At 67.3% G+C, this 20,799-nt stretch carries 36 protein-coding genes; 19 read left to right on the top strand and 17 right to left on the bottom strand.

Translation table 11 applies throughout. The annotated features are described in order from the left end of the window. Positions 1-9: 9 nt before the first annotated feature. The 15 genes from MMG85_RS11995 to MMG85_RS11925 form a co-directional block, all read right to left on the bottom strand. Positions 10-435 carry a DUF1566 domain-containing protein gene (locus MMG85_RS11995; RefSeq protein WP_241046259.1) on the bottom strand — a complete coding sequence of 142 codons (426 nt, stop codon included), beginning with the start codon at positions 433-435 and terminating at the stop codon, positions 10-12. Between the two features lie 36 nt (positions 436-471). Further along, the gene (locus MMG85_RS11990; protein ID WP_241046258.1) at positions 472-1,050 is read right to left on the bottom strand and encodes a DUF1566 domain-containing protein; all 579 of its coding nucleotides are present in this window, start codon (positions 1,048-1,050) and stop codon (positions 472-474) included. A gap of 10 nt (positions 1,051-1,060) precedes the next feature. Then, positions 1,061-1,288 (bottom strand): hypothetical protein, encoded by a 228-nt coding sequence (locus MMG85_RS11985; RefSeq protein ID WP_241046257.1) that lies wholly within the window; start codon positions 1,286-1,288, stop codon positions 1,061-1,063. Continuing rightward, positions 1,273-1,461, bottom strand: a complete 189-nt coding sequence (locus MMG85_RS11980) for a hypothetical protein (RefSeq protein ID WP_241046256.1) — start codon at positions 1,459-1,461, stop codon at positions 1,273-1,275. Before MMG85_RS11980 ends, MMG85_RS11985 begins: the two co-directional genes overlap by 16 nt. Then, a complete protein-coding gene (locus MMG85_RS11975) occupies positions 1,458-1,682 on the bottom strand; it encodes a hypothetical protein (RefSeq protein ID WP_241046255.1) in 225 nt (74 codons plus the stop codon). Before MMG85_RS11975 ends, MMG85_RS11980 begins: the two co-directional genes overlap by 4 nt. After that, positions 1,679-2,293 (bottom strand): hypothetical protein, encoded by a 615-nt coding sequence (locus MMG85_RS11970; RefSeq protein ID WP_241046254.1) that lies wholly within the window; start codon positions 2,291-2,293, stop codon positions 1,679-1,681. Before MMG85_RS11970 ends, MMG85_RS11975 begins: the two co-directional genes overlap by 4 nt. Continuing rightward, positions 2,290-2,571, bottom strand: a complete 282-nt coding sequence (locus MMG85_RS11965) for a hypothetical protein (RefSeq protein ID WP_241046253.1) — start codon at positions 2,569-2,571, stop codon at positions 2,290-2,292. Before MMG85_RS11965 ends, MMG85_RS11970 begins: the two co-directional genes overlap by 4 nt. A 1-nt stretch (position 2,572) precedes the next feature. Then, positions 2,573-2,740, bottom strand: a complete 168-nt coding sequence (locus tag MMG85_RS11960) for a hypothetical protein (RefSeq protein ID WP_241046252.1) — start codon at positions 2,738-2,740, stop codon at positions 2,573-2,575. Beyond that, positions 2,737-3,036, bottom strand: coding sequence for a hypothetical protein (locus tag MMG85_RS11955; RefSeq protein ID WP_241046251.1), 300 nt, complete (start codon positions 3,034-3,036; stop codon positions 2,737-2,739). Before MMG85_RS11955 ends, MMG85_RS11960 begins: the two co-directional genes overlap by 4 nt. Further along, on the bottom strand, positions 3,033-3,227 hold the full coding sequence (locus tag MMG85_RS11950) for a hypothetical protein (RefSeq protein WP_241046250.1): 195 nt from the start codon (positions 3,225-3,227) through the stop codon (positions 3,033-3,035). Before MMG85_RS11950 ends, MMG85_RS11955 begins: the two co-directional genes overlap by 4 nt. A 79-nt stretch (positions 3,228-3,306) precedes the next feature. Then, positions 3,307-3,579 carry a hypothetical protein gene (locus MMG85_RS11945; RefSeq protein ID WP_241046249.1) on the bottom strand — a complete coding sequence of 91 codons (273 nt, stop codon included), beginning with the start codon at positions 3,577-3,579 and terminating at the stop codon, positions 3,307-3,309. Further along, positions 3,576-3,776, bottom strand: coding sequence for a hypothetical protein (locus tag MMG85_RS11940; RefSeq protein ID WP_241046248.1), 201 nt, complete (start codon positions 3,774-3,776; stop codon positions 3,576-3,578). The genes MMG85_RS11945 and MMG85_RS11940 overlap by 4 nt, the downstream gene beginning before the upstream one ends. Next, positions 3,773-3,973 carry a hypothetical protein gene (locus tag MMG85_RS11935; protein ID WP_241046247.1) on the bottom strand — a complete coding sequence of 67 codons (201 nt, stop codon included), beginning with the start codon at positions 3,971-3,973 and terminating at the stop codon, positions 3,773-3,775. The genes MMG85_RS11940 and MMG85_RS11935 overlap by 4 nt, the downstream gene beginning before the upstream one ends. Beyond that, on the bottom strand, positions 3,973-4,191 hold the full coding sequence (locus tag MMG85_RS11930; protein ID WP_241046246.1) for a hypothetical protein: 219 nt from the start codon (positions 4,189-4,191) through the stop codon (positions 3,973-3,975). Before MMG85_RS11930 ends, MMG85_RS11935 begins: the two co-directional genes overlap by 1 nt. 35 nt (positions 4,192-4,226) lie before the next feature. Then, positions 4,227-4,631, bottom strand: a complete 405-nt coding sequence (locus MMG85_RS11925; RefSeq protein ID WP_241046245.1) for a DUF1566 domain-containing protein — start codon at positions 4,629-4,631, stop codon at positions 4,227-4,229. A 276-nt stretch (positions 4,632-4,907) separates the two neighbouring features. Here MMG85_RS11925 and MMG85_RS11920 point away from each other — a divergent pair, with 276 nt between their 5' ends. Further along, positions 4,908-5,216 (top strand): hypothetical protein, encoded by a 309-nt coding sequence (locus MMG85_RS11920; protein ID WP_241046244.1) that lies wholly within the window; start codon positions 4,908-4,910, stop codon positions 5,214-5,216. 9 nt (positions 5,217-5,225) lie between these two features. Here MMG85_RS11920 and MMG85_RS11915 read toward each other — a convergent pair whose 3' ends face one another. Beyond that, positions 5,226-5,582 carry a hypothetical protein gene (locus MMG85_RS11915; protein WP_241046243.1) on the bottom strand — a complete coding sequence of 119 codons (357 nt, stop codon included), beginning with the start codon at positions 5,580-5,582 and terminating at the stop codon, positions 5,226-5,228. Positions 5,583-5,600: 18 nt separating this feature from the next. Next, positions 5,601-6,059, bottom strand: coding sequence for a helix-turn-helix transcriptional regulator (locus MMG85_RS11910; RefSeq protein ID WP_241046242.1), 459 nt, complete (start codon positions 6,057-6,059; stop codon positions 5,601-5,603). A 72-nt stretch (positions 6,060-6,131) separates the two neighbouring features. Between MMG85_RS11910 and MMG85_RS11905 the strand changes: the two genes are divergently transcribed. The 18 genes from MMG85_RS11905 (at position 6,132) to MMG85_RS11825 (ending at position 20,796) form a co-directional block, all read left to right on the top strand. Then, positions 6,132-6,347 (top strand): helix-turn-helix domain-containing protein, encoded by a 216-nt coding sequence (locus tag MMG85_RS11905; protein ID WP_241046241.1) that lies wholly within the window; start codon positions 6,132-6,134, stop codon positions 6,345-6,347. Between the two features lies 1 nt (position 6,348). Beyond that, the gene (locus MMG85_RS11900) at positions 6,349-6,717 is read left to right on the top strand and encodes a hypothetical protein (protein WP_241046240.1); all 369 of its coding nucleotides are present in this window, start codon (positions 6,349-6,351) and stop codon (positions 6,715-6,717) included. Beyond that, complete coding sequence (locus MMG85_RS11895) at positions 6,714-7,169, top strand: phage regulatory CII family protein (protein WP_241046239.1); 456 nt, start codon at positions 6,714-6,716, stop codon at positions 7,167-7,169. The genes MMG85_RS11900 and MMG85_RS11895 overlap by 4 nt, the downstream gene beginning before the upstream one ends. Positions 7,170-7,255: 86 nt before the next feature. Continuing rightward, positions 7,256-7,387: a hypothetical protein gene (locus MMG85_RS18485; RefSeq protein WP_277399854.1), complete on the top strand. Its 132-nt coding sequence runs from the start codon at positions 7,256-7,258 to the stop codon at positions 7,385-7,387. A gap of 195 nt (positions 7,388-7,582) precedes the next feature. Further along, positions 7,583-9,988: a DUF5906 domain-containing protein gene (locus MMG85_RS11890; protein ID WP_241046238.1), complete on the top strand. Its 2,406-nt coding sequence runs from the start codon at positions 7,583-7,585 to the stop codon at positions 9,986-9,988. 337 nt (positions 9,989-10,325) lie between these two features. Then, a complete protein-coding gene (locus tag MMG85_RS11885; RefSeq protein WP_241046237.1) occupies positions 10,326-10,922 on the top strand; it encodes a hypothetical protein in 597 nt (198 codons plus the stop codon). Continuing rightward, positions 10,919-12,898 (top strand): terminase gpA endonuclease subunit, encoded by a 1,980-nt coding sequence (locus MMG85_RS11880; protein ID WP_241046236.1) that lies wholly within the window; start codon positions 10,919-10,921, stop codon positions 12,896-12,898. The genes MMG85_RS11885 and MMG85_RS11880 overlap by 4 nt, the downstream gene beginning before the upstream one ends. Then, positions 12,895-13,191, top strand: coding sequence for a Mor transcription activator family protein (locus MMG85_RS11875; protein ID WP_241046235.1), 297 nt, complete (start codon positions 12,895-12,897; stop codon positions 13,189-13,191). Before MMG85_RS11880 ends, MMG85_RS11875 begins: the two co-directional genes overlap by 4 nt. Before the next feature lie 72 nt (positions 13,192-13,263). Further along, positions 13,264-13,488 carry a hypothetical protein gene (locus MMG85_RS11870; protein WP_241046234.1) on the top strand — a complete coding sequence of 75 codons (225 nt, stop codon included), beginning with the start codon at positions 13,264-13,266 and terminating at the stop codon, positions 13,486-13,488. 20 nt (positions 13,489-13,508) lie between these two features. Continuing rightward, a complete protein-coding gene (locus MMG85_RS11865; protein WP_241046233.1) occupies positions 13,509-15,068 on the top strand; it encodes a phage portal protein in 1,560 nt (519 codons plus the stop codon). Beyond that, the gene (locus tag MMG85_RS11860) at positions 15,065-17,353 is read left to right on the top strand and encodes a ClpP-like prohead protease/major capsid protein fusion protein (protein WP_241046232.1); all 2,289 of its coding nucleotides are present in this window, start codon (positions 15,065-15,067) and stop codon (positions 17,351-17,353) included. The genes MMG85_RS11865 and MMG85_RS11860 overlap by 4 nt, the downstream gene beginning before the upstream one ends. Positions 17,354-17,413: 60 nt before the next feature. After that, complete coding sequence (locus MMG85_RS11855; protein ID WP_241046231.1) at positions 17,414-17,770, top strand: capsid cement protein; 357 nt, start codon at positions 17,414-17,416, stop codon at positions 17,768-17,770. 81 nt (positions 17,771-17,851) lie between these two features. Continuing rightward, positions 17,852-18,100 (top strand): hypothetical protein, encoded by a 249-nt coding sequence (locus MMG85_RS11850; protein WP_241046230.1) that lies wholly within the window; start codon positions 17,852-17,854, stop codon positions 18,098-18,100. Positions 18,101-18,158: 58 nt separating this feature from the next. After that, complete coding sequence (locus MMG85_RS11845; RefSeq protein ID WP_241046229.1) at positions 18,159-18,605, top strand: lysozyme; 447 nt, start codon at positions 18,159-18,161, stop codon at positions 18,603-18,605. A 106-nt stretch (positions 18,606-18,711) separates the two neighbouring features. After that, complete coding sequence (locus MMG85_RS11840) at positions 18,712-19,254, top strand: hypothetical protein (protein WP_241046228.1); 543 nt, start codon at positions 18,712-18,714, stop codon at positions 19,252-19,254. Beyond that, positions 19,251-20,033, top strand: coding sequence for a hypothetical protein (locus MMG85_RS11835; protein ID WP_241046227.1), 783 nt, complete (start codon positions 19,251-19,253; stop codon positions 20,031-20,033). Before MMG85_RS11840 ends, MMG85_RS11835 begins: the two co-directional genes overlap by 4 nt. Next, positions 20,030-20,350 carry a hypothetical protein gene (locus tag MMG85_RS11830; RefSeq protein ID WP_241046226.1) on the top strand — a complete coding sequence of 107 codons (321 nt, stop codon included), beginning with the start codon at positions 20,030-20,032 and terminating at the stop codon, positions 20,348-20,350. The genes MMG85_RS11835 and MMG85_RS11830 overlap by 4 nt, the downstream gene beginning before the upstream one ends. Next, positions 20,347-20,796 (top strand): hypothetical protein, encoded by a 450-nt coding sequence (locus tag MMG85_RS11825; protein WP_241046225.1) that lies wholly within the window; start codon positions 20,347-20,349, stop codon positions 20,794-20,796. The genes MMG85_RS11830 and MMG85_RS11825 overlap by 4 nt, the downstream gene beginning before the upstream one ends. Positions 20,797-20,799: the final 3 nt, after the last annotated feature.

Below are 20,799 nucleotides of genomic sequence, written 5' to 3'. Positions count from 1 at the left end.
AGGGGCCAATTACTGACCGACGCGGCGCACGGCCAACGCGAACCCGTCGCTGCCGCGGTGGAGGCCGTAGACGAAGCCGCCGTTGAAGCTGACGATCCACGCGGACGCCGAAGACCAGGCGGCCGGGGTCTTGCTCCAGTACCAGTCGCTCTGGATGTCGCGGAAGAACGCCGTGTCGATGGCCGGGTCGTACCGATCACGGTCGATCAGCAGCTGCAGCTCGTCGATGGTGGGCAGGTCCCAGTCGGTCGCGCCCAGCAGGTCCAGCGCCACGGCCTGCGTCTGCAGCGACTCCTGGTCGGTCTCCTCCTCGTTGATCTGGGTGGCGGTGAAGATCAGGCCGTGCTCGGGCAGCTTCACGGCGACCCAGTCGGTCGCGTCGGCGGGCAGTTCCTGGCCATCGGCGGCCAGCTTGATCATGGCGGGCTTTTTCATGGTGTGTGCTCCTGGATGGAAGGACAAAGGGGCCAACTACTGACCGACGCGGCGCACGGCCAACGCGAACCCGTCGTAGCCGCGGTGGTAGCCGTCGACGAGGCCGCCGCTGAAGTCGACGCCCCACGCGGACGCCGAAGACCAGGCGCAAGGCGTGCTGGTCCAGTGCCAGCGCGGCTTCACGCGCGGGAACAGGTTGGTGTCGATGGCGGGCTCGTGGCGCGTGTCATCGACCAGGCCGGCCAGCTCAGCGCGAGTCGGCAGGCGCCAGTCGGCGTGGTCGAGCAGGCGCAGCTCACGGCAGCGCTCGATGCAGTGCTCCTGCGTGATCCCGTCGTCCTCCGCATCCGGATCGCCCAGCGATTCGACGGACCACATCAGACCGGCGTGGTGATCGATCACCGCGACGTGACTGTCGCGCGGATCTTCGGCGCTGACCTCGGTGCCGTCCGCGAGGACCTTGGTGAAGCGTGCGGCAGGCAATGCATTGCTCGGGACGGCGAGCGGTGCGGCGAGGGCCGTCACACCGCCCGGGATAGCCTCGATGCGCGCCAGCGGATCGGCGCTGTGCAGGTTCAGGGTGACGTGCTCGGCGTGGATGGTGATGTTGTCCATGGCGGGGTTCTCAGTGGCGCCGATCGGTCGGCGTGACGGCGTGCTGCGGCAGCGGGCGTGGCGGAATCGCCTTGCCCTGCTCGGCGAGCTGGGTTTCCAGAACCTCGGCGTACTGCTCGAGGCTTTCCCACTGCTTGCCGAGGCGGGTGTAGTGGTCTGCGTTGACGGTCAGGCCGTGCGCGGTTGCTTCGCGTGCCATCGCGTGAAGCGCTTCGGGTCCGGTCAGTTCTTTGGGCATTCGGGTTCTCCAGGCGGTGGTTGGTCCTTCGCCAGGTGCAGCTGGATGCGTTCCAGCAGCAGGCGAGGGCAGTGGTGGTCGGGTAGGTCGTGGAAGACGCGCTCGGCGTCTCGCAGCAGCTGGTTGGCACGCCTCAGTTGCTTGCCCAGGCGCGGGGCGGATGGCGTGGTCATTCCTCTTCGTCTGACAGCCTTCGTCGACGGCGCTCGCGGTTCTGCCGCTTGATCAGCAGCAGCTTGGCGCGCTCGATGGCCTTCATCGACTTGCCCTCGCGGATGGGCGAGTTGCCCAGCACTTCGATGGCGTTGCCCTTCTTCTTGAGGAAGCGCGCGACGTCGGCCGCGATGGCGTCGCTCTCGGCCTGCTTCTGGCGGCTGCGAGGGGGCAGGATCATTCGCCACACCCCGGACCAACCTCACCAGGCTTGCCTGCAGCGGTGAAGGCCTTCCAGTGCACCCATCCCCGCTCAGGGCAATGGAAGCCCCATTCGCGCACGGTGGGTCCGAAGAGAAATAGCGTCCAGCATGGCTCCACGGGGTCGCTCAGCTGCACATGCGAACTACCGCCAGGGACGACCTTGCGCAGCAGCTCGATGCGATGCGCATGGACGGTGCGCATGAAGCGGAGGCTCCCGGCCTGGTATTGCGTGCGGACGTGGATCCCGCCGTCAGCGATGGTGTGCTCTACATAGCCGGTTCGCAGGATGAAGCTCACTGCGAAACTCGGATGGTCATGCAGCGCCCGGTCGTCATCGTCGCGCAGGAACTTGTGCAGGTAGAGATTGGGCAGCAGGCGTGCGGCGCGCTGCATCGCGATGTTGAAGCGCGTCGGGTTGACCTCAGCGCGCTTGCCGAGACGGCTCTGCCATTCGCGCCACGGCGTCAGGAACCACCGGAGGAGGTAGGCGCCACCAGGTCCATCGGCGCCCACCACGAAGTCAGGCGGTCGGCGGCTGGCAACACTGGTCAGCAGCATCTGGAACAGGAAGTCGGCGAGGCGCTTCACTTCGCACCCGCCTGTGCCAACTGTTGCGCGCTGCGCACGCCGGCATCGGTCAACGTGATGCGGGTGGGGAACTCCGGCTCGTCGAAGGTCACCAGGCCGGCGTCGAGCAGGCGGTTGACGGTGCGGCGGGTGAAGGCCTGGAACAGCTTCGGGCCGCTGTGCTTCACCGTGGACGTGCCCAGGGCGACGTACCCGCCGCAGGCGCGCTGCAGCGTATGGGAAGGCGTGGCGATGGCGGCCAGGAGGGCGTCGCGCATCTTGGGCTGCAATTCGGGCATGTCAGCTCCAGCGGCCGCCGGCGGCGGCCAGGGTGAGGACGATCAGGGTGGCCAGCAGCAGCCAGCCGATGGCACCGGCCGCGCGCAGGCGCATGCGGGTTGGCGGGGTGAAGTCGGGCGTGGTGTGCTGGATGCTCTCCAGCGCGCCCAGGAACGGCGTGCGCTTCATGCGACACCTGCCTGCAGGGCGGCGTGCACGTCCTGGATCTCGGCGTCGCAGGCGTCGCGCACGCTCAGCCACAGGCGCTTGCGATCTTCGTCGCGCACCAGACGCAGGCGCTTGAGGTTGTCCAGCGATGCCTGGTGGGCGATGGCGACGGCGTCGGCGCGCTGCTGCAGGGTGATGCTGTGGTCGTCGGCGCGGGCCTCGGCGTCGGCCAGATCGCGATCGTGGCGGCGGGTGACCAGTACGACGAGCAGGATCTGCAGTGCGACGACGGTCGCGGCAAGGATGAGGGTGATCATGCGTGGCTCCTGGTTGCGAGCGCCCACCAGCTGCTGGGCTCGATGTCGCGATTGCCTTTGACGATGCGCACACCGATGCAGGCCGAGCACGGGTGGTGGTCGCAGGCGCTGTGGTCCTGCAGGTGCAGGTAGGGCGGCAGCGGTGCGTTGGGCACATCGCTGCGACGGTCGAAGGTGGGCGCTTCTTTCATGCGCGCGGCCTCCGGGTGAGGCACGCCTCGGCGATCAGCAGGCTGATCACCAGGAGCATGCAGGCCAGAGTGGCGGGGCTCATGCCCTCTCTCCCAGCGCCTGCAGCTGTTGCCTGGCTGCGTGGTATTCGCGGTACCAGCGCATGCCAGGGGCGGGCTCGCCATCCCACTCGTCGATGTTGTCGACGAAAGCACGTGCCAGATCGATCAGCGGCGCGAGGGTGGCCAGCGGGATCTCGCGCACCGTGGCGTTGGGATCGATCGCGCGGTAGTCGGCGATGGCGTTATGACCGAATGCCGCCTGGCGAGCCTGGCCGTGGATGGAGTAGGTGATCAGCCAGAGCGTGCTCATGCCGCCACCCCTCGCGCCGCCTTCATTGCAGCGATCCAGCGATAAGCGGTTGCGCGCGACATGCCGAAGTGGTCGCGCAGTTGCGCCACGGACGGCGTGGCGTGCGGGAAAGCCGCTGCGATCCGAAAGGCCATCTGTGCCGTTCGGTGAGCGCTGCGGTTGGCGCTGGGCTGGTGGTTGCGATAGTCGGTCTTCATGCCGCACCGCCTTGCACTTGCTCGGCCTGCATGCGCAGCAGGCGGATGTGGCTGGCCACGTAGTTGCCCGTGCGGCCGTGCTGGTTCTCGGAGATCACCAGGCGCGTGGCGTCGCGGCGCAGGTTGGGTAGGCCGGCGCGGTCCAGCTCGCGGTGGGCGCGTCGCACGGCTTCCAGGTCGATCGCGAAGGCGGCCATCAGCGCGCCTCCCTGGCCAGCTCGCGGGCGCGCACTTCCTCGCGCTCGCTACGCACGTGCAGGCGCGGCACGTGGCGGCGGTTGTGGCCCGCGCGCAGCTGCTCGGCATGCGCGTGGTCGTGGCTGCTGCAGGCGCGCAGGCAGCGCGCAGCGGCGTGCGGAAGCGGGACCAGCGTGTCGGTCTGCTGGTCGTCGGACGGGGTGCAGGCGTCGAACATGGCAGCGTCTCCGGTCAGGTAGGCAGAGGGGCCGATTACTGACCGACGCGGCGCACGGCCAACGCGAACCCGTCGTAGTTGCGGTGGCTGTAGTAGACGCCGCCGTAGTTGAAGTAGACGTACCACGCGGACGCCGAAGACCAGGCGCACAGGTCGCTGGTCCAGAACCAGCCGCCCTTGATGTCGGGGAAGGCCTCGGTGTCGATGGCCGGGTCGAACTTGGTGATGTCGACCAGCGTCAGCAGCTCGGCGCGGGTGGGCAGGCGGAAGCCTCCGCCCACGAGGGCCACGGCTTCGCAGGCGTCGATGGCCTGCTGGTGTTCGTAGCGACCGGCCAGCGGCTTGCGCAGCCATTCCAGGCCGGCGGTCGTGTCGACGACGGTCAGGCTGGTGGCGGCGTCGCCGGTGGGGTAGGTGACGCGGGCTGCGGCGTTGGACATGGCGCTCTCCGTATGAAGGGAGGGCGCCGGCGGGTCAGTGCCTATGGCCTGGGGAGGGGCCGGTCAGCGGCCGGAGGGGGAGGTCCGGCAGGGTGGCGACCCGCCGGTCGCCCGCCAGCTGGTGGGCTGGCCGGCGTACTAAAGCACGCTAAAGTTCAGGAGTCAATCGCACTAAAGTTTCAGTGATGTATGTTCGGCTTGGCGCTGCTTTTTTGCGGTGCTGCAGGTCGGAAAATGCCAGGCCGGGCCTGCAAACATCGGCATAGGGAGATCACGATGCGCTTTGCAATGACGCTGGTTGCTTCAATTGCGCTGGTCGGATGCACCACCGCTAAACCCCTGACCGCGCCGTCAGGGGCGCGTGGCTACAAGGTCTGGTGCGAAGTCACTTCACAGTGTTACGAGAAAGCCGCGCAGGTGTGCCCCTCTGGATACGCGGTCGAAGTCGATCAGAAGGACTACTGGGGCCTTGGGGATTACGACGGAAATTTGATCATCGTCTGCAAAGGGGCTGGCGCATCGAATGCTCAACAGGCGCAGCCAGCGTCGGCAGAGCCGATGAACTATCAACCGAGGATTCCGTAAGGGCTGGTTTTACCCCGCGGTGGGCGCGAACGGCGAGTCGAAGCCGGACTGAGCACAGTCTTCGATCTGTTGCATGTAGGCGCGAAGGTTGCTGACCTGTTCGTCGTCCAAGCCGCTGATGCAACTGGCTCCGGCCTTATCCAGCCAAGCTATCAACGCCGAACTGGCGTTGTACCAAGTCGCAATGCGGTTAATCGCGCGAACGTCGAGTGCCCGCTGAGTATCGTCGAGCGAGAATGGCTCGGGAGCATTGGCTGCGTGCTGCGCATAGCGTGCCCACATGTCTTCCTCGGCTTGCGAGCGGGCGGCAGGGCGCGGTACAGCATCGGCCATCAACTGACGGAGCCGTGCAACCTTGTCTGACATGGATGAATCCTGTGCGGCTTATGCCGCGGCAGCGCGAACGAAGCGCAGCACCTTCGCCCTGGGCATTCCCTCTGTGAGCAGATCGTGGGTCAACAGCGTCACTTCTGCCTGCTTGTCGGGTGGTAGCGTGAGATCGTTCCCCAATGCTTCGGCTACCAGCTGGAATGCGATCTTCCAAGCCTCCAGTTGCACCAGCTGAGACGACTCGGCGATGTATGGAGGAGCCTCGACTTCTCGCAATCTGAGCGGGGTGACCGTCCGACGAGAGCCGCCCAGTAGGTAACGGGGGTCTTCCTTTACGGCGTCCGCGATCGCGAAGAGCATGGCTGCCTTTACGTTGTCGGGACTCACTGAGTCGTTGACCCAGTTCGAGATCGTCCCCTCAGTAGTGCCAGCATCGCCCGCGACTGCGGCGGCGTTCTTTCCGCAGGCATCCATGGCGGCCTTGAGGCGTTGGCCTAGCGTCGAAGGGTTCATTTAGACAGCTTAAGTCCGCAAAGCTTTAGACCGCTTGACCATTTGCCTTTAGTGCGCTTAAGATCGGCGCCCATGACAGCCCCCCTGACAAAGCAAGACCTCAAGGCCCGCCTTGGCATTGAGCTGGACGTGGATCTGGCCGCCTTCTTCGGCGTCACCCAATCGGCGGTCAACCAGTGGGGCGATGGGGTAGTGCCCGAGAAGCGCGTGCTCACTGCGATGGTCAAGAGGCCGGACTGCTTCCAGGACCTTCTGACGCAGCAGGCCGATGCGGTAGGGGCCAACTGAGATGCCTCGCTCCCGCCGCACCCTCACCGACGCCGACATCCTCGGTATGGCGCTGGATACCAGCACCGCCCGTCGCCTGCAGGGCCGCTGGCCAGAAGCGAAGGATCGGCGGCGCGACTCAGTCGTGACCACGGCGAAGTTCCTCAGGCTGGCGTTGGCTCTCACCGTCCTGGCACTGGCCGGCACCTTCGCCTGGGAGGCGTGGCAGGGGACCAAAGAACACTGCGACCAGCGCGCCGGCACCGGTGCGCACGTGGAATGCGCGCAGCACGGTGAGGGCAAGACGGGCGGGGAACGGGATGACGTTGGACATGGCGCCATCGTGCGCCCGGCTGTCCTGGTGAGCTACGTTCGCGGAGGCCTCTGGTGAACATTGACGACGCCGCCCACGCTGTGGTGCACGACTACCCCGGCGGTAGTGAATCCCTCGCGCCTCGCCTGGGCATGTCCGCCGCCGTCCTGCGGAACAAGGTCAACACCAACAACACCACGCACCACCTGAGCTTGCGTGAGGCGGTGCGCATCAGCGCCCTGACGGAAGACGATCGCATCCTTCGTGCGGCGGCCAGCGAGTGTGGTCGCATCGTGCTGGACCTGCCCACGGCAGACGACACCGATGCATCCGACATGGCTGTGCTGGAGATGGTAGCCGCCGTGTGGTCGAAGCAAGGCGACCTGGGCACGGCCATCCACCAGGCCTTCGCCGATGGCGTGCTGACGCCGGCCGAGTACGTGGGCATCAAGGGCGCCGTGCACCGCGCGCAGACCAAACTCACGGCGCTCCTGCGCCGCATCGAGAGCATGGTGGAGCAGGGGAGCTGAGCATGGGGAACAGGGGGAGTCACTACCGCCCGCTCGTGCCGGGCTTGCCGAATGCCCGCCGTTGCGCGCCGGGGCTGCTCGCTGCCATGGCGGCGCTGTACGACGATGCGCATGCGCTGACCCACGAGCAGGCCATTGCCGAGTACGACCGCATCGCCATAGAGGATGACGCGCGTCGCTCCGCACAGCGGGCGCTGCCGCTGCGGGGTGGCGAGTGACCCTGCATCGCCTGTCGAATCCCCGGCCCCCTCGGCGTGAGAGCGGAACGCGCGCGTCGACGCATGGCAGTTCAGTAACCCTCGACACGCGGTCGAACCTGAACGGGCCCGTGCATGGGTCCTCCCTGGAGGGGGCCTATGCGGGTAATTCGGACCCCGTTTCTGGGGTAGTCAGTGGGGTCGTCGGTTACTGAAATGGCAGTCAACTACGACGACGTCCTCGAGCAACTACGCGGCTTCGGCCTGCTGATCGATCAACTGGATACCAGCGGGCGCATGATCCGCGTGCGCACCGAAGGCGGTGGCCGCGAGAAACGCGGCTGGTACACGCTCCACGAATTCGCGCCGCCGGGCGGCGACGTGCTGATCGTCGGAACGTACGGCATCTGGCACGCGAACGACAACGGCGCGCAGAAGGTAGAGCTACGGAAGCGCGATCGCGAGTTCACCGATGAGCAGCGCGCTGCCTTGACGAAGCGTCTTCGCGAGGACCGCGAGCGTGCCCGGGCCGAAGAGCGCCGCCGACACGAAGCTGCAGCGCGCCACGCCCGCAACATGTGGTCGCGCCTGGCCGTCGACGGCGACGCCGAGTACCTGAAACGCAAGGGCGTGCGTGGCCACGGCCTGCGCTACTCGCCGAAGGGCGCCGCCGTGGTACCGGTGCTCGATGCCGGCGGCGGCCTGCACGGCCTGCAGCTGCTGCGCACCAGGCAGGAAGCCGCCGAGCAGCAGAAGCCCGAGAAGGAGTTCTGGCCAGCCGGCCTGGCAAAGAAGGGCCACTTCCACCTGATCGGGTCGCCCGACTGGCTGATCCTGGTGGCCGAAGGCTACGCCACCGGCGCCACCCTGTACGAGGCCACCACCTATCCCGTCGCCGTCGTGTTCGACGCCGGCAACATCGACGCGGTCTGCGCGGCGCTGCGCAAGCAGTATCCACGCGCGCGGCTGCTGATCTGCGCCGACGACGACATCCTGGCGCGGCACAAGAAGTGCGGCACGCGCTTCATCCTGGATGATCACCCGGCCACCTGCCCGGAATGCGGCGAGGAACACCGCCTCACCAACGCCGGCGTGGCCGCCGCGTCGGCCGCGGCGTTGGCACACAACGGCGCCTGGCTGCTGCCGCGGTTCGAGGACGAAGCCGGTCGACGCGCGAAGTTCCTCGAGCGTGGCCACAAGGTCAACGACTTCAACGACCTCTACCAGGCCGAAGGCCTGCACGTAGTCCGCACGCAGGTCGAAGCCCGCCTCACGGATCTTGCGTGGGGCCGGCCGCAGGCGCCGCGCGTCACCACCACCACCGGGGGCGCGGGGGACGCGCCGCTGCGGCCAGTCGAATCGAGTCAGGAACTGCTGGCGCGCTTCTCGCTGGTGGCCGGGCAGGGCGGGACGGTGTTCGACCACCAGGAGCACTGCCTGATGTCGCTGTCGGACATGCGCGACATGTGCCTGCGGAAGGACGTGCACCGCGACTGGCAGGAATCGCCGCGCCGGCGCATCGTGCGCGTGCGCGAGGTGGGCTTCGATCCCGCCGGCGACGATCCCAATATCACCTGCAACCTGTGGGCCGGCTGGCCGACCACGCCGCGACCAGGCGCCTGCGAGAAGCTGCTGCAGCTGCTGTGGCACATGTGCAGCGCCGATCGCAACGCGAAAGAGCTCTATCACTGGGTGTTGCGCTGGGTGGCGTATCCCATCCAGCACCCCGGCGCCAAGATGAAGACCACGCTGGTGCTGCACGGTCCGCAGGGCACGGGCAAGAACATGTTCTTCGAAGCGCTGATGGGGATCTATGGCCAGTACGGCCGGATCATCGACCAGTCCGCCATCGAGGACCGCTTCAACGACTGGGCCAGCCGCAAGCTGTTCCTGATCGCCGACGAGGTGATCGCGCGCTCCGACCTCTACCACGTAAAGAACAAGCTCAAGGCGTTCATCACCGGCGAGTGGATCCGCATCAACCCGAAGAACATGGCGGCGTACGACGAGCGGAACCACGTCAACATCGTGTTCCTGTCGAACGAAGCCATGCCCGTGGTCCTCGAGGAGGACGACCGCCGGCACGCCGTGATCTGGACGCCGGACAAGTTGTCGGCCGAGTTCTACCGCGCCGTCCTGCAGGAACTGGCCGACGGTGGTGTGGCCGCGCTGCACGCGCACTTGTTGTCGCTGGATCTGGGCGACTTAGGTCCGGGCACGCTGCCGCCGCACACGGAGGCGCGCGACGAGCTGATCAGCCTTGGCCTGGACACGCCTCTCCGGTTCTTCGATGAGTTGTATGGGCAGGAGATCCACAGCATCAAGCCGCGGCCCGGGCTCACCGAGGACTGGTACGAGGTCTACAAGGTCTGGTGCCACCGCGCCGGCACCCGCGCCGCGCCGTCGTCGAAGTTCGTCAACGCCCTGGTGCGGAAGCGGGGTGTGGCGCCGCCTAAAGCCAATCGAAAGCGGTACTTCATCGGTCAGGAAGAGCGCGGCCTGCATTCGTTCCTGATGCTTGGCTTGACTGCCCCTCCGGACGGGATCAGCGAAAAGATGTGGCTTGGTGACCAGGTGGTGCAGGTGCGTGCCGACCTCAACGCCTACAAGGGGGGTGCATGACCTCCATTGTTCAGGGTGTGCAGTCACCAGTTCAGGGTAGCAACAAGAGTGAAACCCTTGCGGCACAGGGCCTGTGCAGGGTGTGCAGGGTGTGCAGGCCCTATATAGGCGCGGGCGCGCGTGAGCGCCACGCCTTCCACATCACGCGCGGCGAAGCGCTCTCGCGTATATGCCCCCCTGCACACCCTGCACACCCTGCACAGGCCCCGTCCCTGTTGCATCCCGCGATTCCATCACCCTGCACAGCTGCCTGCACACCCTGCACAGGCGGTCGCGCGCGCGCGCCAATGACTCTCCCGCTTGCGCTGAAAGGAAGGGAAGAGAGGGGCAGGAGGGCATGAGCGTCGCGAACGAGGTCACCGCGAAGCAACTGGCCCACATCCTGGGCGTGGCGCCTTCCTACATCACCCAACTCAAGGGCGAGGGACGCCTGGTGCGCTCGGCCGACGGCAAACGCTTCCTGCTGGCAGAGAGCCGCAAGCTGCTGGGCGAGACGGCCGACCCGTCCAAGGCGGGCGTGGCGGCGCGCCACGCAGCCGCACGGGGCGCTGCCGTCGCCCTTGAGGCTGCGTCGGCGCCCAGTGAGCCGGACGACGCGGAGGCGCCGCTGGCGCCCGCACAGGACGATCCGCTGGCCAAGCGCCGCGCGCTTGCCCAGGCGCAGGCCGAGGAGGCGAAGGCACGCAAGCTGCTGCGTGACGAGGCGGTCGAGCTGGGTCAGCTGCTTCCCGTCGACGAGGTCCGCTCGGCGATTGCCGACGCCGTCACCGCCATGCGTGCCGACTTGGACAACCTGCCGGCGATCCTGGCGCCGCAGCTGGCGGCCGAGCAGGACGAAGACCGCGTGCGCGTGATCCTGCGCGACGCCATCGAACACATCGAGCGCGAGTTCGCGCGTAAGGCGACCGCCATCGCCAAGGAAGAAGCACGGTGACGGCCAGCGCCCGCACCATCATCTTCTCCGCCGTCGGCCGCGCCATCGCGCCGCGCATCCCCATGCGTGTCAGCGAGTGGGCGGAGAAGAACCGCATCCTGTCCGGCAAGGGCAGCCAGATGGCGGGGCAGTGGCGTAACGATCGCAACCCGCTGCAGATCGAGATCATGGACAGCCAGTCCGCGCGCAGCGCTGTCCACGAGGCGGTGGCGCTGCTGCCCATCCAGTTCGGCAAGTCGGAGATCGAGACCAACGTGCTGGCGTACGCCATGTGCGAGGACCCTGGCCCGACCATGGTGGTGCTGCCGGGCGAAGTGTCGATGAACAAGTGGATCGACCAGAAGCTCAATCCGCTGATCGACAGCTGCCCGTCCGTGCAGCGCGTGCTCACCAGCCTGGCCAGCCGCGAGTCGAGCAACCGCCGTGCGTTCAAGGATTTCGAGGGCGGCCAGCTCTACATCGAGCACGCAGGCAATCCCACGCGCCTCAAGTCCACCAGCGTCAAGCGCATGCTGGTCGACGAGTTCTCCAGCTTCGCCGTCGCGCTCAAGACGGGCGATGATCCGGACGAGATGCTCAACGGCCGCAACTCGGCCTTCCCCAGCACGTACAAGCGGCTCAAGGTCGGCACGCCGGACACGGTCGGCACCTGCCGCCTCACCGCGCTATGGGACAAGTCCGACCAGCGCCTGTTCCACGTGGCATGCCCGGACTGCGACGCGAAGCAGCCGCTGGAGTGGAGCGGCCTGCAGTGGACACCGGAGGCCTCGCGCTGCTGGTACGGCTGCCGCGAGTGCGGCGTGGTGATCGAGGAATACCAGAAGACTGCGATGATCGCGCAGGCGCACGCGCGTCAGCAGGCCGGCGAGCTCGGCATCGGCTGGGTGCCCACGCACCCGGAGCGCAAGATCCGCGGCTACCGCGCCAACTGCCTGTACTACCCGCTCGGCCTGGGGCCGCGCTGGCTGGACCTGGTGCACATGTGGCTGGACGCCCAGGGCGACCCCGCCAAGCTCAAGACCTTCGTCAACGACCGCCTGGCCGAGGCCTGGGAAGACCCGGCCATGCGAGCGGTCAAACAGAACCTGGTGGCGGAGCGCGCCGAGGCGCGCGCACTGCGCCCGGTGCCGCACTGGGTGGTCGCCGTCACCGCCGGCGTCGACACGCAGGACAACCGCCTCGCCGTCCACCGCATAGGCTGGGGCAGGGCACCGAAGGGTGGCTTGCGCTGCTGGACCATCGACTACGTGGAGCTGCCCGGCGATCCGGCCAACGACGAGGTTTGGGTCGCACTGACCGAACTCCTCAACGAACCTATCGACAGAGAGGACGGCGCGCTGCTGCGCGTCGACGCCAGCGCGCAGGACATCCTCGGCCACCGCACCGAAGCGGTGAAGGCCTACGTGCGTGATCGCCGCGGCGGCCGCCGGCACATGGCGATCTTCGGCGCCAAGTCGAGCAACGCGCCCGCCATCGGCAAGGGAAAGCTGCAGGACATCAACTGGCGCGGCGTGTACGACAAGCGCGGCGTGATGGTCTACCAGGTCGGCACGGTCACCATCAAGAACATGCTGTACGGTTGGCTCGGAGCCGACGAGGACCGCGAGCTGGACGACCGCCGCATGCGCTTCTCAGACCAGCTCTCGCTTGAGTACTTCGGCGGCCTGACCAGCGAGACCTTCGACCCGCGAAAGAACCGCTACGTGGCCAAGCGTGGCAGCCCGCGCAACGAGCCCCTCGACACGTGGGTCTACGCCTACGCCGCCACGCTGCATCCGGAGCTGCGCCTTCCACAGTGGACGCGCGCGCAGTGGGATGCGCGCGCCGCCCAGCTGCTGGCCAGCATCGGGAAGCACGCCTTGGATTCCCGTGAAACACCGAGCGCGCCCGATCCTCAACCGAAGCGCGCGGATTCCCGTGAAACGCCCCGCGAAGAGGATGCGTTTGGTTCTGGCCGGTGGAGCAGCCGACTGTGAGCCGCAACACCGCTCGCGCCAAAGCCCGGATCGATCAGCTGTCCGACGAGCTGGCCATTGGCGCCGCGATCCGCTTGCGGACGGATGCCGACCAGATCAAGGCCATCGTCGACGCAGTCGTGGCGTACCTCGTAGAGGAATACCCGTCGCAGGATCTCTACATCCCCTCCGCTGTGACTTACCCGGTGGATGAGATCCGCGCCGATTTCAAGACCATGTCCATGCGGGCGCTCTGCCGGAAGTACCGCATCAGCCGTCAGACCGTATACCGCCTACTCGACAGCGAGGTGTGATCACGCGGGGGGAGGGGGGGTGCGTACGTTTCCCCGAGATTGTGCGCACTCGGGTCGGCAACCTAGCCGCCCATGAGCTTCGCCACCGAACAAGTTGCCCTGTTGCAGGACGCCTACCGCAAGGTGGTGTCTGGCCAAGCAGTGCGTCTTGGCGAGCGGCAACTGACCCGCGCCGATGCGAACTGGATCAGCACGGAACTCGACAAGTGGATGCGCCGCGCCAACGCAGAGCAGGCCGCCTCCGCCGGCGGAACCGCCGGCGTTGCGATCGCCGATTTCAGCGGGTGCGGCCGTTGAGCACGCCGGTCGCAAGGCGCATGCCCCAGCTTTCGCGCATGGCCGCCGCTTTTGACCGCGCGCTCCTGCAGTGGGCGCCCGGGTGGGCGGCGTCGCGCGCTCAACACCGCATCCGTGCCGTCGCCTATCGGCAGGCCTACGAAGCGGCCGAGGCGACCCATCTTCGTGGCCAGGCGCGCGAAGCCGGCAGTGGCAATGCGATCGTCTCCCTGACCGGCACCGCACTTCGGAACCAGGCGCGTCACCTCGATCGCAACCACGACATTATCAGCGGTGGCCTGTCCACCCTGGTCCAGAACATCATCGGGCCGAGCGGCATCAACATCGTGCCCACCCCGCGCGATGCCGACGGTAACGTCGTCGAGTCCGTCGTCGACCAGATCATGCCGCTCTACCAGGCATGGGCAAAGCGGCCCGAAGTCACGTGGATGCACGACTGGGCGAGCGTTCAACGCCTGCTGGCCCGCACGTGGCTCCGCGATGGCGAAGCCTTCGCGCAGGAGCTGCGCGGGTTCGTGCCGTTCCTCGAGCACGGTTCCGCGGTCCCGTTCTCGCTGGAGCTGATGGAGCCGGATCTCGTCCCTCTGGACCTCGACGACAGCGCACGTCGCATCCTCCAGGGCGTCGAGCGGAACGCCTGGGGCAGGGCAGTCGCGTTCCATGTGTACAAGCAGCATCCGGGCGACGCCGCCGTCTTCCGTCCGGAAACGAAGCGCGTGTCCGCGGACTTGATCCGACACGTCCGCACCATCGATCGCATCGGCCAAGTGCGCGGCGTCTCGATCCTCGCGTCGACGTTCACGCGCATCGAGGACCTGAAGGACTACGAGGAGTCCGAACGCATCGCCGCGAAGATCGCGGCCAGCATGGCGGCGGTCATCATCAAGGGCGACCCGACCCTCTACGACGCGGAGGGATTCGCGAGTGCCGGCAAGCGCAAGATGCGCTTCCAGCCTGGCATGGTGTTTGACGACCTCCGTCCTGGCGAGTCGGTGCAGTCGATCGACAGCAAGCGGCCGAATCCCAACCTGGAGCCGTATCGCAACGGCCAGCTGCGTGCAATCGCAGCGCCGATGCGCATCTCGTTCTCGTCGCTGTCCAAGAACTACAACGGCACCTACAGCGCACAGCGGCAGGAGCTGGTCGAGCAGTACGGTGCCTACGGCGTGCTCGCCTACGAGTTCGTGTCCCAGATGGTGCGTCCCGTGTACGAGCGCCTCATCGCCATGGCGGTCGTGTCCGGTGAGCTGGTGCTTCCGCCTGGCGTCACCTTGGCGAGCGCCATCGGCGCGGACTACTTGCCGCCGCCCATGCCATGGATCAACCCCGTCCACGAGATGCAGGGAATTTCGATGGCCGTGCGCGGCGGTGTGAAGTCGCTGTCGCGTGTGATCGCCGAGCGAGGCGATCGCATGTACGACACCTTGGAACAGATCGCGATCGAGCGCCGCTGGGCAGAGGACCTCGGAATCATCCTCGACACCGACCCGCGGCAAGTCTCTGCCGCCGGCCTCACTCAAGCCCGTGCACCAGGTTCGCGCCTGGCCACGGAACCCAATGAAGAGGAAGAACAGCAATGAAGACCAGTGTGCTCGCCGCATGCATCCTGGGCGCGATCTACGCCCTCGACAACGTCGGCCTAGATCAGATCGCACCCGACGCACGAGGCCGTTCGGTGATCGCGCTCAACACGGTCAGCACCACGCAGGTTGACCTGTTGATCTACGGCCCGATCGGCGACTACTTCTGGGCCGACGGCATCACCGCGGCCAGTATCGTCGAGCAGCTCGCGGCGGTCACCGCCTCCACGATCAACGTGCGCATCAACTCCGACGGCGGCGTCGTAAGCGATGGCCTTGCCATCTTCAACGCGCTCGCTGCCCATCCGGCCACCGTCAATGTGACGATCGATGGCGTGGCAGCGTCGATTGCCAGCCTAATTGCCCAGGTGGGCGCGACCCGCAAGGTACACCGCAACGCCACAATGATGCTGCACGGTCCGCAGAGTGGTCGCTGGGGCTATGCGGACGACCTGCGCGACGCAGCCGCGATGCTGGACACCATCACCACCTCGATGCTGAGCGGCTACACCGCCCGGGCGACCGCGCCTGCCGACATCGAGGCTCAGCTGACGGACCGCCGCGACCACTGGTACACGGCGGAGCAGATGGTCGCCGCAGGTCTCGCAGACGAGATCATCGAGGCCAACGTTTCGCCCGCCCCCAGCGACGAGGCGGCGGCAGCTGCCCTGCTTTCCTACGTCCAAGCCATCTCCACTTCCGAGCGCAGCGATGTCACGGCATCCCTGCGCCAGTACATCCAGACGACAGTCACCGCGTCTGCCTTCGCCGCGCTCAGCGGAGCTCACCAGAGGGCGGTGTTCGCCCATATCGAGGACTCGACCATGAAGCACCAGTGCAACCTGATCCTCGCGCAGGCCGGCAACCAGCCGTCCTCGCAGGGCAACAATCCCACCCCGGCCCCTGCGGTTGCCGTGACTCCTGCGCCGGTCCCGGCTCCGGCTCCCGTCGTCGCCATCGACGACCCGATCGCGCAGCTCGCCGCCCGCAACGAGAGCATCCGTGGCGTATTCGCCGCGTTCCATGATGTGCCCGGCGTGCGCGAGCTGGAATCCACCTGCCTGGCCGATCCGCGCATGACGGTCGAGCAGGCGCAGGCGCGCCTGCTCCAGCGGTTGCCGAACGGCGCCACGCCGCTCGCCGCAGCGCCCAGCCGCGGGAACGGCGGCGATGGTCGCGTGACCGCCGACGAGAACGACATCCGTCGTCAGCGCATCGCCGACGGCATCTTGGCGCGCGCCGGCATCCTGGAGGGTGCTGCCGCCCAGGCGGCGCGGCAGGACAACCCGGCGGCGCATCAGCCCCTGTACATCGTGGCGGAACAGTCCCTGATCGCATCCGGCGTGAACACCCGCAACATGGATCGTGACCAGATCTCCCGCCAGGCGCTGGCGCAGAGCACGGGCGATTTCCCGATCATCCTGGAGAACGTGCTGCACCGCATGCTGCTGACCGCCTACCGGCTGCAGCAGTTCACCTGGTCGCGCTTCTGTGTCACCGGCACGCTGAGCGACTACCGTCCGCACAACCGCTACCACATGGGTTCCTTCTCCGACCTCAAGGCGGTGAACGAAGAGGGCGAGTACGAGAACGGCGTCATGTCGGACGCTGCCAAGGAGACGATCCAGGGCGCCCGCAAGGGTCGCATCCTGCAGATCACGCCGGAAGTTCTGGTCAACGATGACCTCGGCGCCTTCTCGCGTCCGACCACCGCGCTGGGCCAGGCGGCGGCGCGCACGATCGAGAAGGATGTCTACGCGCTCTTCGCCCTGAATGCGGGTCTGGGTCCGCTGATGAGCGATGGCAAGACGCTGTTCCACGCCGACCACGGCAACATCGCTGGCACGGGCGGTGCGCCGACGATCGCCCTCATCGACGCAGGCCGCCAGCAGATGGCGCAGCAGAAGGATGCCGGCGGCAACGATTTCCTGGACATCGTTCCCTCGCTGTTCCTGGGTCCGCTCGCGCTGGGCAGCACCGCCCGCGAGCTCAACGCGCAGGAATACAACGACGAGTCGAACAAGCAGCAGCGCAAGCCGAACGTCGTGCGCGGCCTGTTCACCGACGTCATCGACAGTCCGCGCCTCAGCGGTACGGCCTGGATGATGCTGGCCGATCCCAACCTGGAGCCGGTCGTCGAGGTCGCGTTCCTCAACGGCGTGCAGACCCCGACGCTGGAGCAGGAAATCAACTTCCGCACCGACGGTGTGGCCTGGAAGGTGGTCCACCGCTACGGCGTCGGCGCCGTCGGCTACAAGGGCGCCATCCGCAACGCGGGCCAGTAACGGGCTCTCACCCAGGCCCGGACGCAGGCCGCGTCCGGGCCACGAATCGAGGATACGAACATGGCCAAGAACTACATCAAGCCCGGCGAGCACCTGACGTTCACCGCCGCCGCCGACACGTCGTCCGGCAGTGGTGTGCTGCTGGGGACGCTCCTGGGCGTATCGCTCACCACGGTTGCCAACGGGAGCGCCGGTGAGGCCGGTGTCGAGGGCGTCTGGGAAATGCCCAAGGCAACCGGCGCCGCCATCAACGCCTGGTCGAAGCCGATCTGGGATGTCGCCACCGGCTCCTTTATCGCCAGCGGCGCTTCGACCGGCGATCTCGTCGGCGGCGCGATTGCGGTCGAGACCGCCGGATCGAGCGCGACGACCGTCAAGGTGAAGCTGCTGCCCGGCGCCGGCAGCCTGCAAGCCTAAGCCCGGCCCACCGTCGCGCACAGATCCCGGGTGGCGTGCGCGGCGGTGGGGCCTCCTATGAAGCGTCCACAGGGGACCCTCGTGAAAGAACAGATCAGCCAGGACCTTGCGGTCATGGGTGCGAAAGTCGCACCGCCAGCCGTGGTCGCCGCCGCGACGGAGGTGGGCGCCATCTCCCCGCAGTCGATCCTCGTCTGGCTTTCCGTGCTGTACACGGCATCGCTGCTGTTCACCACGGTGGTCAAGAACTGGGGCGAGTGGCTGGGCTGGTGGAAGAGCCGCTGGGCCGATGTGCGTCGGCTCTACGGTCGGGTGCGCGGCAATGGCTAACCGCGCTACCACGCGATCGGTACCCGTCGCTCCCGCAGCCGGAGCGTTCGTCGCTGCAGTGTTGGCGCTCGCCGCAGGCATCATCAAGCCGTGGGAGGGCAGGGAGCATGTGCCCTACCGAGATCTCGTCGGCATCTGGACGGTGTGCGAAGGCGTGACGGGCAAGGCGGTCATCCCTGGCCGTCGCTATTCCGATGCGGAGTGCGATGTGCTGCTGGACACCGAGATCGGCAAGCACTACGCCGGCGTGTCCCGCTGCATCTCCCGGCCCGTGCAGGTGCACGAGATGGCGGCGATCACGAGCTGGACCTACAACGTCGGGGTCGCCAACGCGTGCGGCTCCACGCTTGTGCGCAAGATCAATCAGGGGTTCCCGGGCGCCGCATGGTGCCCCGAACTGCTGAAGTGGAACAAGGCGCGTGTGAATGGCCAGCTGCGGGAGGTTGGTGGGCTGACCAACCGCCGGAAGGCCGAGCTGCGCGTGTGCCTGGGAGATGCGCCTTGACCGGCCAAGCGCTAATCGCTGCGGTCGCAGGCGGCGTGGTCGGCTTCCTCTTGGGCGCCTGCTTCACGGCCTGGTGCGTGGGCGGCGGAACGTGGGACGACGCGCCATGACGCGCTTTCTCACCGCGCCCGTCTTGTACGCCCTGGTAGCAGCGTCGCTGGCGCTCGGCGGCATCGCTGCGCTGCAGTCGTACCGGCTGCAGATGGCCAAGGCTGACCACGCCGAAACCATGGCGGAGGTCGCGCGCGACGCACGAGCGGTGGCAGAGCAATCCGCACAGCTGGCCGTGCAGGCCGCAGAAGCCAAGGCGACCTATCACAACGAGAAGGGCATGGCTGCGGCCACGCGTGCCCAGGAGATGAGTGATGCGTATGAGCGTGGGCGCCGTACTGGCGCTGCTATTGCTGCTGGTACTCAGCGGGTGCGGGACGTCTGGCGAGACCGTTGTCCGCAAGCCAATGCCTGGCAAGGCACCGAACTTGCTGGAGGGTTTGCCCTCGTCGATCGAGGCCGAGCAGACGCTATCGGCCGAGTTCTTGGTCTTGCCGGCGGCTTCGACGCCCAGTACGGCGAAGCCGTCGCCCGACTGAAGGCCGCTCAAGGCCTGCTCAACGTCTGTTACGAGCAGCCTGCGGAGGTGAAGCCGTGAGCCTCGTCCGCCTCGAAGTCGACGCCGACAACGCGCTCAGCCGGCAGTTCACGGAGCTGGAGCGGCAGAACCTGCCGTTCGCAGTGGTGCAGGCCTGCAACGCGACGGCAGTCGAGATCCGCAACGTGTGGGCTCGCAAGGCGGGCGACGTGTTCGACCGGCCAACGCCGCTGACCGTGCGCGCGGCGCAGTACGAGAAGGCCACGAAGCAGAAGCCGTATGCCGTCATCAAGCTGCGCGACGAGGCCACGAAGGGCACAGCGCCCGCGCAGTACCTGCTGCCGCAGGTGCAGGGCGGTGAGCGCCGCCTCAAGGGCATGGAGCGCCTGCTGATGTCGGCGGGCCTGATGCCGCGCGGCATGTTCGCCGTGCCAGGCGCCGGCGCGCCCCTGAACATGTTCGGCAACGTCGCCGCCGGGCAGGTGCGCCAGATCATCTCGCAGCTGCGCGCTGGCCTGGAGGCGGGTTACACGTCCAACGAGACCAACGCGCGCCGCGACAAGCGGCTGGCGCGTCAGCGCAAGCGGGGCGGCGGTGGCAGCTACTTCGTGGTCAAGCAGCGCCGCGGCAAGCTGCTGCCCGGCATCTACGAGCGCATCACCACCGGGTTCGGCAGTGCGGTGCGCAGCATCTTCATCTTCACCAAGAGCGCGCGCTACACGCCGCGCTACGACATCTTCGCCCTGGCGCAACGGCAGTGGAACCGGCTGATGCCGTTCCACTTCAACCGCGAGCTGCAGAAGGCGGTCGAGTCGTCGAAGTTCAGGGGGCGCACATGAGTGAGGCCGCCTTCAAGCAGAGCTTCGACGAGGCCTTCTTCGGCGCCTGGGGTGCGGCCGTCGGTGGCATCGACGCGCTGTACGTCTCGCCGGTGGGCACGCCCACCACCGTGCAGGTGCTGGTCGACAAGGGCATCGCGCAGTTCGGCGACGACTTCGCGCCGGTGTCGTCCTACACCACCTTCGTCACGTTCCGCCGTGCGCAGGTCGAGCCGGAGGTCACGGGCACGGTCATCGTGGACGGCATCACGTACACGCTGGCCCAGCGCGTGGACAGCAGCGACGAGTCGCTCAGCAAGTGGGCGGTGCAGTCGTGAGCCCGCGCGAGATGCTGCTGACGCGTATTGCCGAATGCCTGCAGCGCATCCGGGTGGCGGACGGCTACCTGACCGACGCGGGGCTTACGGTGACGCGCGAGCCGGCGCCGGTGATCGGTGAGGCCGAGGCGGCCTTCATCGCCGTCGTCTGGGACAAGCAGGACCGCGCGGTGGATCCGGCGCGCAGCAACACCAGTCGCCTGACCACGGTGCAGGTGCTGGCCAAGGTGCCGGCCACCTTGGCGAATGCGCAGGCCAAGCTCGACGCCCTCACCACCGACATCGAAGAAGCGATGGCGGACCAGGCCTTCCGCTATCCCGTCGGGTTCCAGTTCCCGCAGTACCAGTCGGCCCAGCCGCTGGCGCCGCAGCAGGTGGGCCAAGCGTGGATCGGCGTGGCCATCACCTACACCAGTCATATCCCCATCCGCCGCCGCGCGGCATAACTC

The organism is Pseudoxanthomonas sp. LH2527 (assembly GCF_022539275.1).
Lineage (GTDB): Bacteria > Pseudomonadota > Gammaproteobacteria > Xanthomonadales > Xanthomonadaceae > Pseudoxanthomonas_A.
This window is presented reverse-complemented; position numbering and strand designations above follow the sequence as displayed.

What these genes read in the sequence shown, in the direction of transcription:
- MMG85_RS11885 (WP_241046237.1), top strand. Translation starts at nt 10,326, where the DNA reads ATGAGCGTCGCGAACGAGGTCACCGCGAAGCAACTGGCCCACATCCTG.
- MMG85_RS11920 (WP_241046244.1), top strand. Translation starts at nt 4,908, where the DNA reads ATGCGCTTTGCAATGACGCTGGTTGCTTCAATTGCGCTGGTCGGATGC.
- MMG85_RS11860 (WP_241046232.1), top strand. Translation starts at nt 15,065, where the DNA reads ATGAAGACCAGTGTGCTCGCCGCATGCATCCTGGGCGCGATCTACGCC.
- MMG85_RS11910 (WP_241046242.1), bottom strand. Translation starts at nt 6,059, where the DNA reads ATGAACCCTTCGACGCTAGGCCAACGCCTCAAGGCCGCCATGGATGCC.
- MMG85_RS11965 (WP_241046253.1), bottom strand. Translation starts at nt 2,571, where the DNA reads ATGCCCGAATTGCAGCCCAAGATGCGCGACGCCCTCCTGGCCGCCATC.
- MMG85_RS11960 (WP_241046252.1), bottom strand. Translation starts at nt 2,740, where the DNA reads ATGAAGCGCACGCCGTTCCTGGGCGCGCTGGAGAGCATCCAGCACACC.
- MMG85_RS11900 (WP_241046240.1), top strand. Translation starts at nt 6,349, where the DNA reads ATGCCTCGCTCCCGCCGCACCCTCACCGACGCCGACATCCTCGGTATG.
- MMG85_RS11870 (WP_241046234.1), top strand. Translation starts at nt 13,264, where the DNA reads ATGAGCTTCGCCACCGAACAAGTTGCCCTGTTGCAGGACGCCTACCGC.
- MMG85_RS11925 (WP_241046245.1), bottom strand. Translation starts at nt 4,631, where the DNA reads ATGTCCAACGCCGCAGCCCGCGTCACCTACCCCACCGGCGACGCCGCC.
- MMG85_RS11905 (WP_241046241.1), top strand. Translation starts at nt 6,132, where the DNA reads ATGACAGCCCCCCTGACAAAGCAAGACCTCAAGGCCCGCCTTGGCATT.
- MMG85_RS18485 (WP_277399854.1), top strand. Translation starts at nt 7,256, where the DNA reads ATGGCGGCGCTGTACGACGATGCGCATGCGCTGACCCACGAGCAGGCC.
- MMG85_RS11930 (WP_241046246.1), bottom strand. Translation starts at nt 4,191, where the DNA reads ATGTTCGACGCCTGCACCCCGTCCGACGACCAGCAGACCGACACGCTG.
- MMG85_RS11915 (WP_241046243.1), bottom strand. Translation starts at nt 5,582, where the DNA reads ATGTCAGACAAGGTTGCACGGCTCCGTCAGTTGATGGCCGATGCTGTA.
- MMG85_RS11890 (WP_241046238.1), top strand. Translation starts at nt 7,583, where the DNA reads ATGGCAGTCAACTACGACGACGTCCTCGAGCAACTACGCGGCTTCGGC.
- MMG85_RS11980 (WP_241046256.1), bottom strand. Translation starts at nt 1,461, where the DNA reads ATGACCACGCCATCCGCCCCGCGCCTGGGCAAGCAACTGAGGCGTGCC.
- MMG85_RS11935 (WP_241046247.1), bottom strand. Translation starts at nt 3,973, where the DNA reads ATGGCCGCCTTCGCGATCGACCTGGAAGCCGTGCGACGCGCCCACCGC.
- MMG85_RS11950 (WP_241046250.1), bottom strand. Translation starts at nt 3,227, where the DNA reads ATGAAAGAAGCGCCCACCTTCGACCGTCGCAGCGATGTGCCCAACGCA.
- MMG85_RS11840 (WP_241046228.1), top strand. Translation starts at nt 18,712, where the DNA reads ATGACGCGCTTTCTCACCGCGCCCGTCTTGTACGCCCTGGTAGCAGCG.
- MMG85_RS11985 (WP_241046257.1), bottom strand. Translation starts at nt 1,288, where the DNA reads ATGCCCAAAGAACTGACCGGACCCGAAGCGCTTCACGCGATGGCACGC.
- MMG85_RS11995 (WP_241046259.1), bottom strand. Translation starts at nt 435, where the DNA reads ATGAAAAAGCCCGCCATGATCAAGCTGGCCGCCGATGGCCAGGAACTG.
- MMG85_RS11945 (WP_241046249.1), bottom strand. Translation starts at nt 3,579, where the DNA reads ATGAGCACGCTCTGGCTGATCACCTACTCCATCCACGGCCAGGCTCGC.
- MMG85_RS11990 (WP_241046258.1), bottom strand. Translation starts at nt 1,050, where the DNA reads ATGGACAACATCACCATCCACGCCGAGCACGTCACCCTGAACCTGCAC.
- MMG85_RS11955 (WP_241046251.1), bottom strand. Translation starts at nt 3,036, where the DNA reads ATGATCACCCTCATCCTTGCCGCGACCGTCGTCGCACTGCAGATCCTG.
- MMG85_RS11865 (WP_241046233.1), top strand. Translation starts at nt 13,509, where the DNA reads ATGCCCCAGCTTTCGCGCATGGCCGCCGCTTTTGACCGCGCGCTCCTG.
- MMG85_RS11975 (WP_241046255.1), bottom strand. Translation starts at nt 1,682, where the DNA reads ATGATCCTGCCCCCTCGCAGCCGCCAGAAGCAGGCCGAGAGCGACGCC.
- MMG85_RS11830 (WP_241046226.1), top strand. Translation starts at nt 20,030, where the DNA reads ATGAGTGAGGCCGCCTTCAAGCAGAGCTTCGACGAGGCCTTCTTCGGC.
- MMG85_RS11855 (WP_241046231.1), top strand. Translation starts at nt 17,414, where the DNA reads ATGGCCAAGAACTACATCAAGCCCGGCGAGCACCTGACGTTCACCGCC.
- MMG85_RS11940 (WP_241046248.1), bottom strand. Translation starts at nt 3,776, where the DNA reads ATGAAGACCGACTATCGCAACCACCAGCCCAGCGCCAACCGCAGCGCT.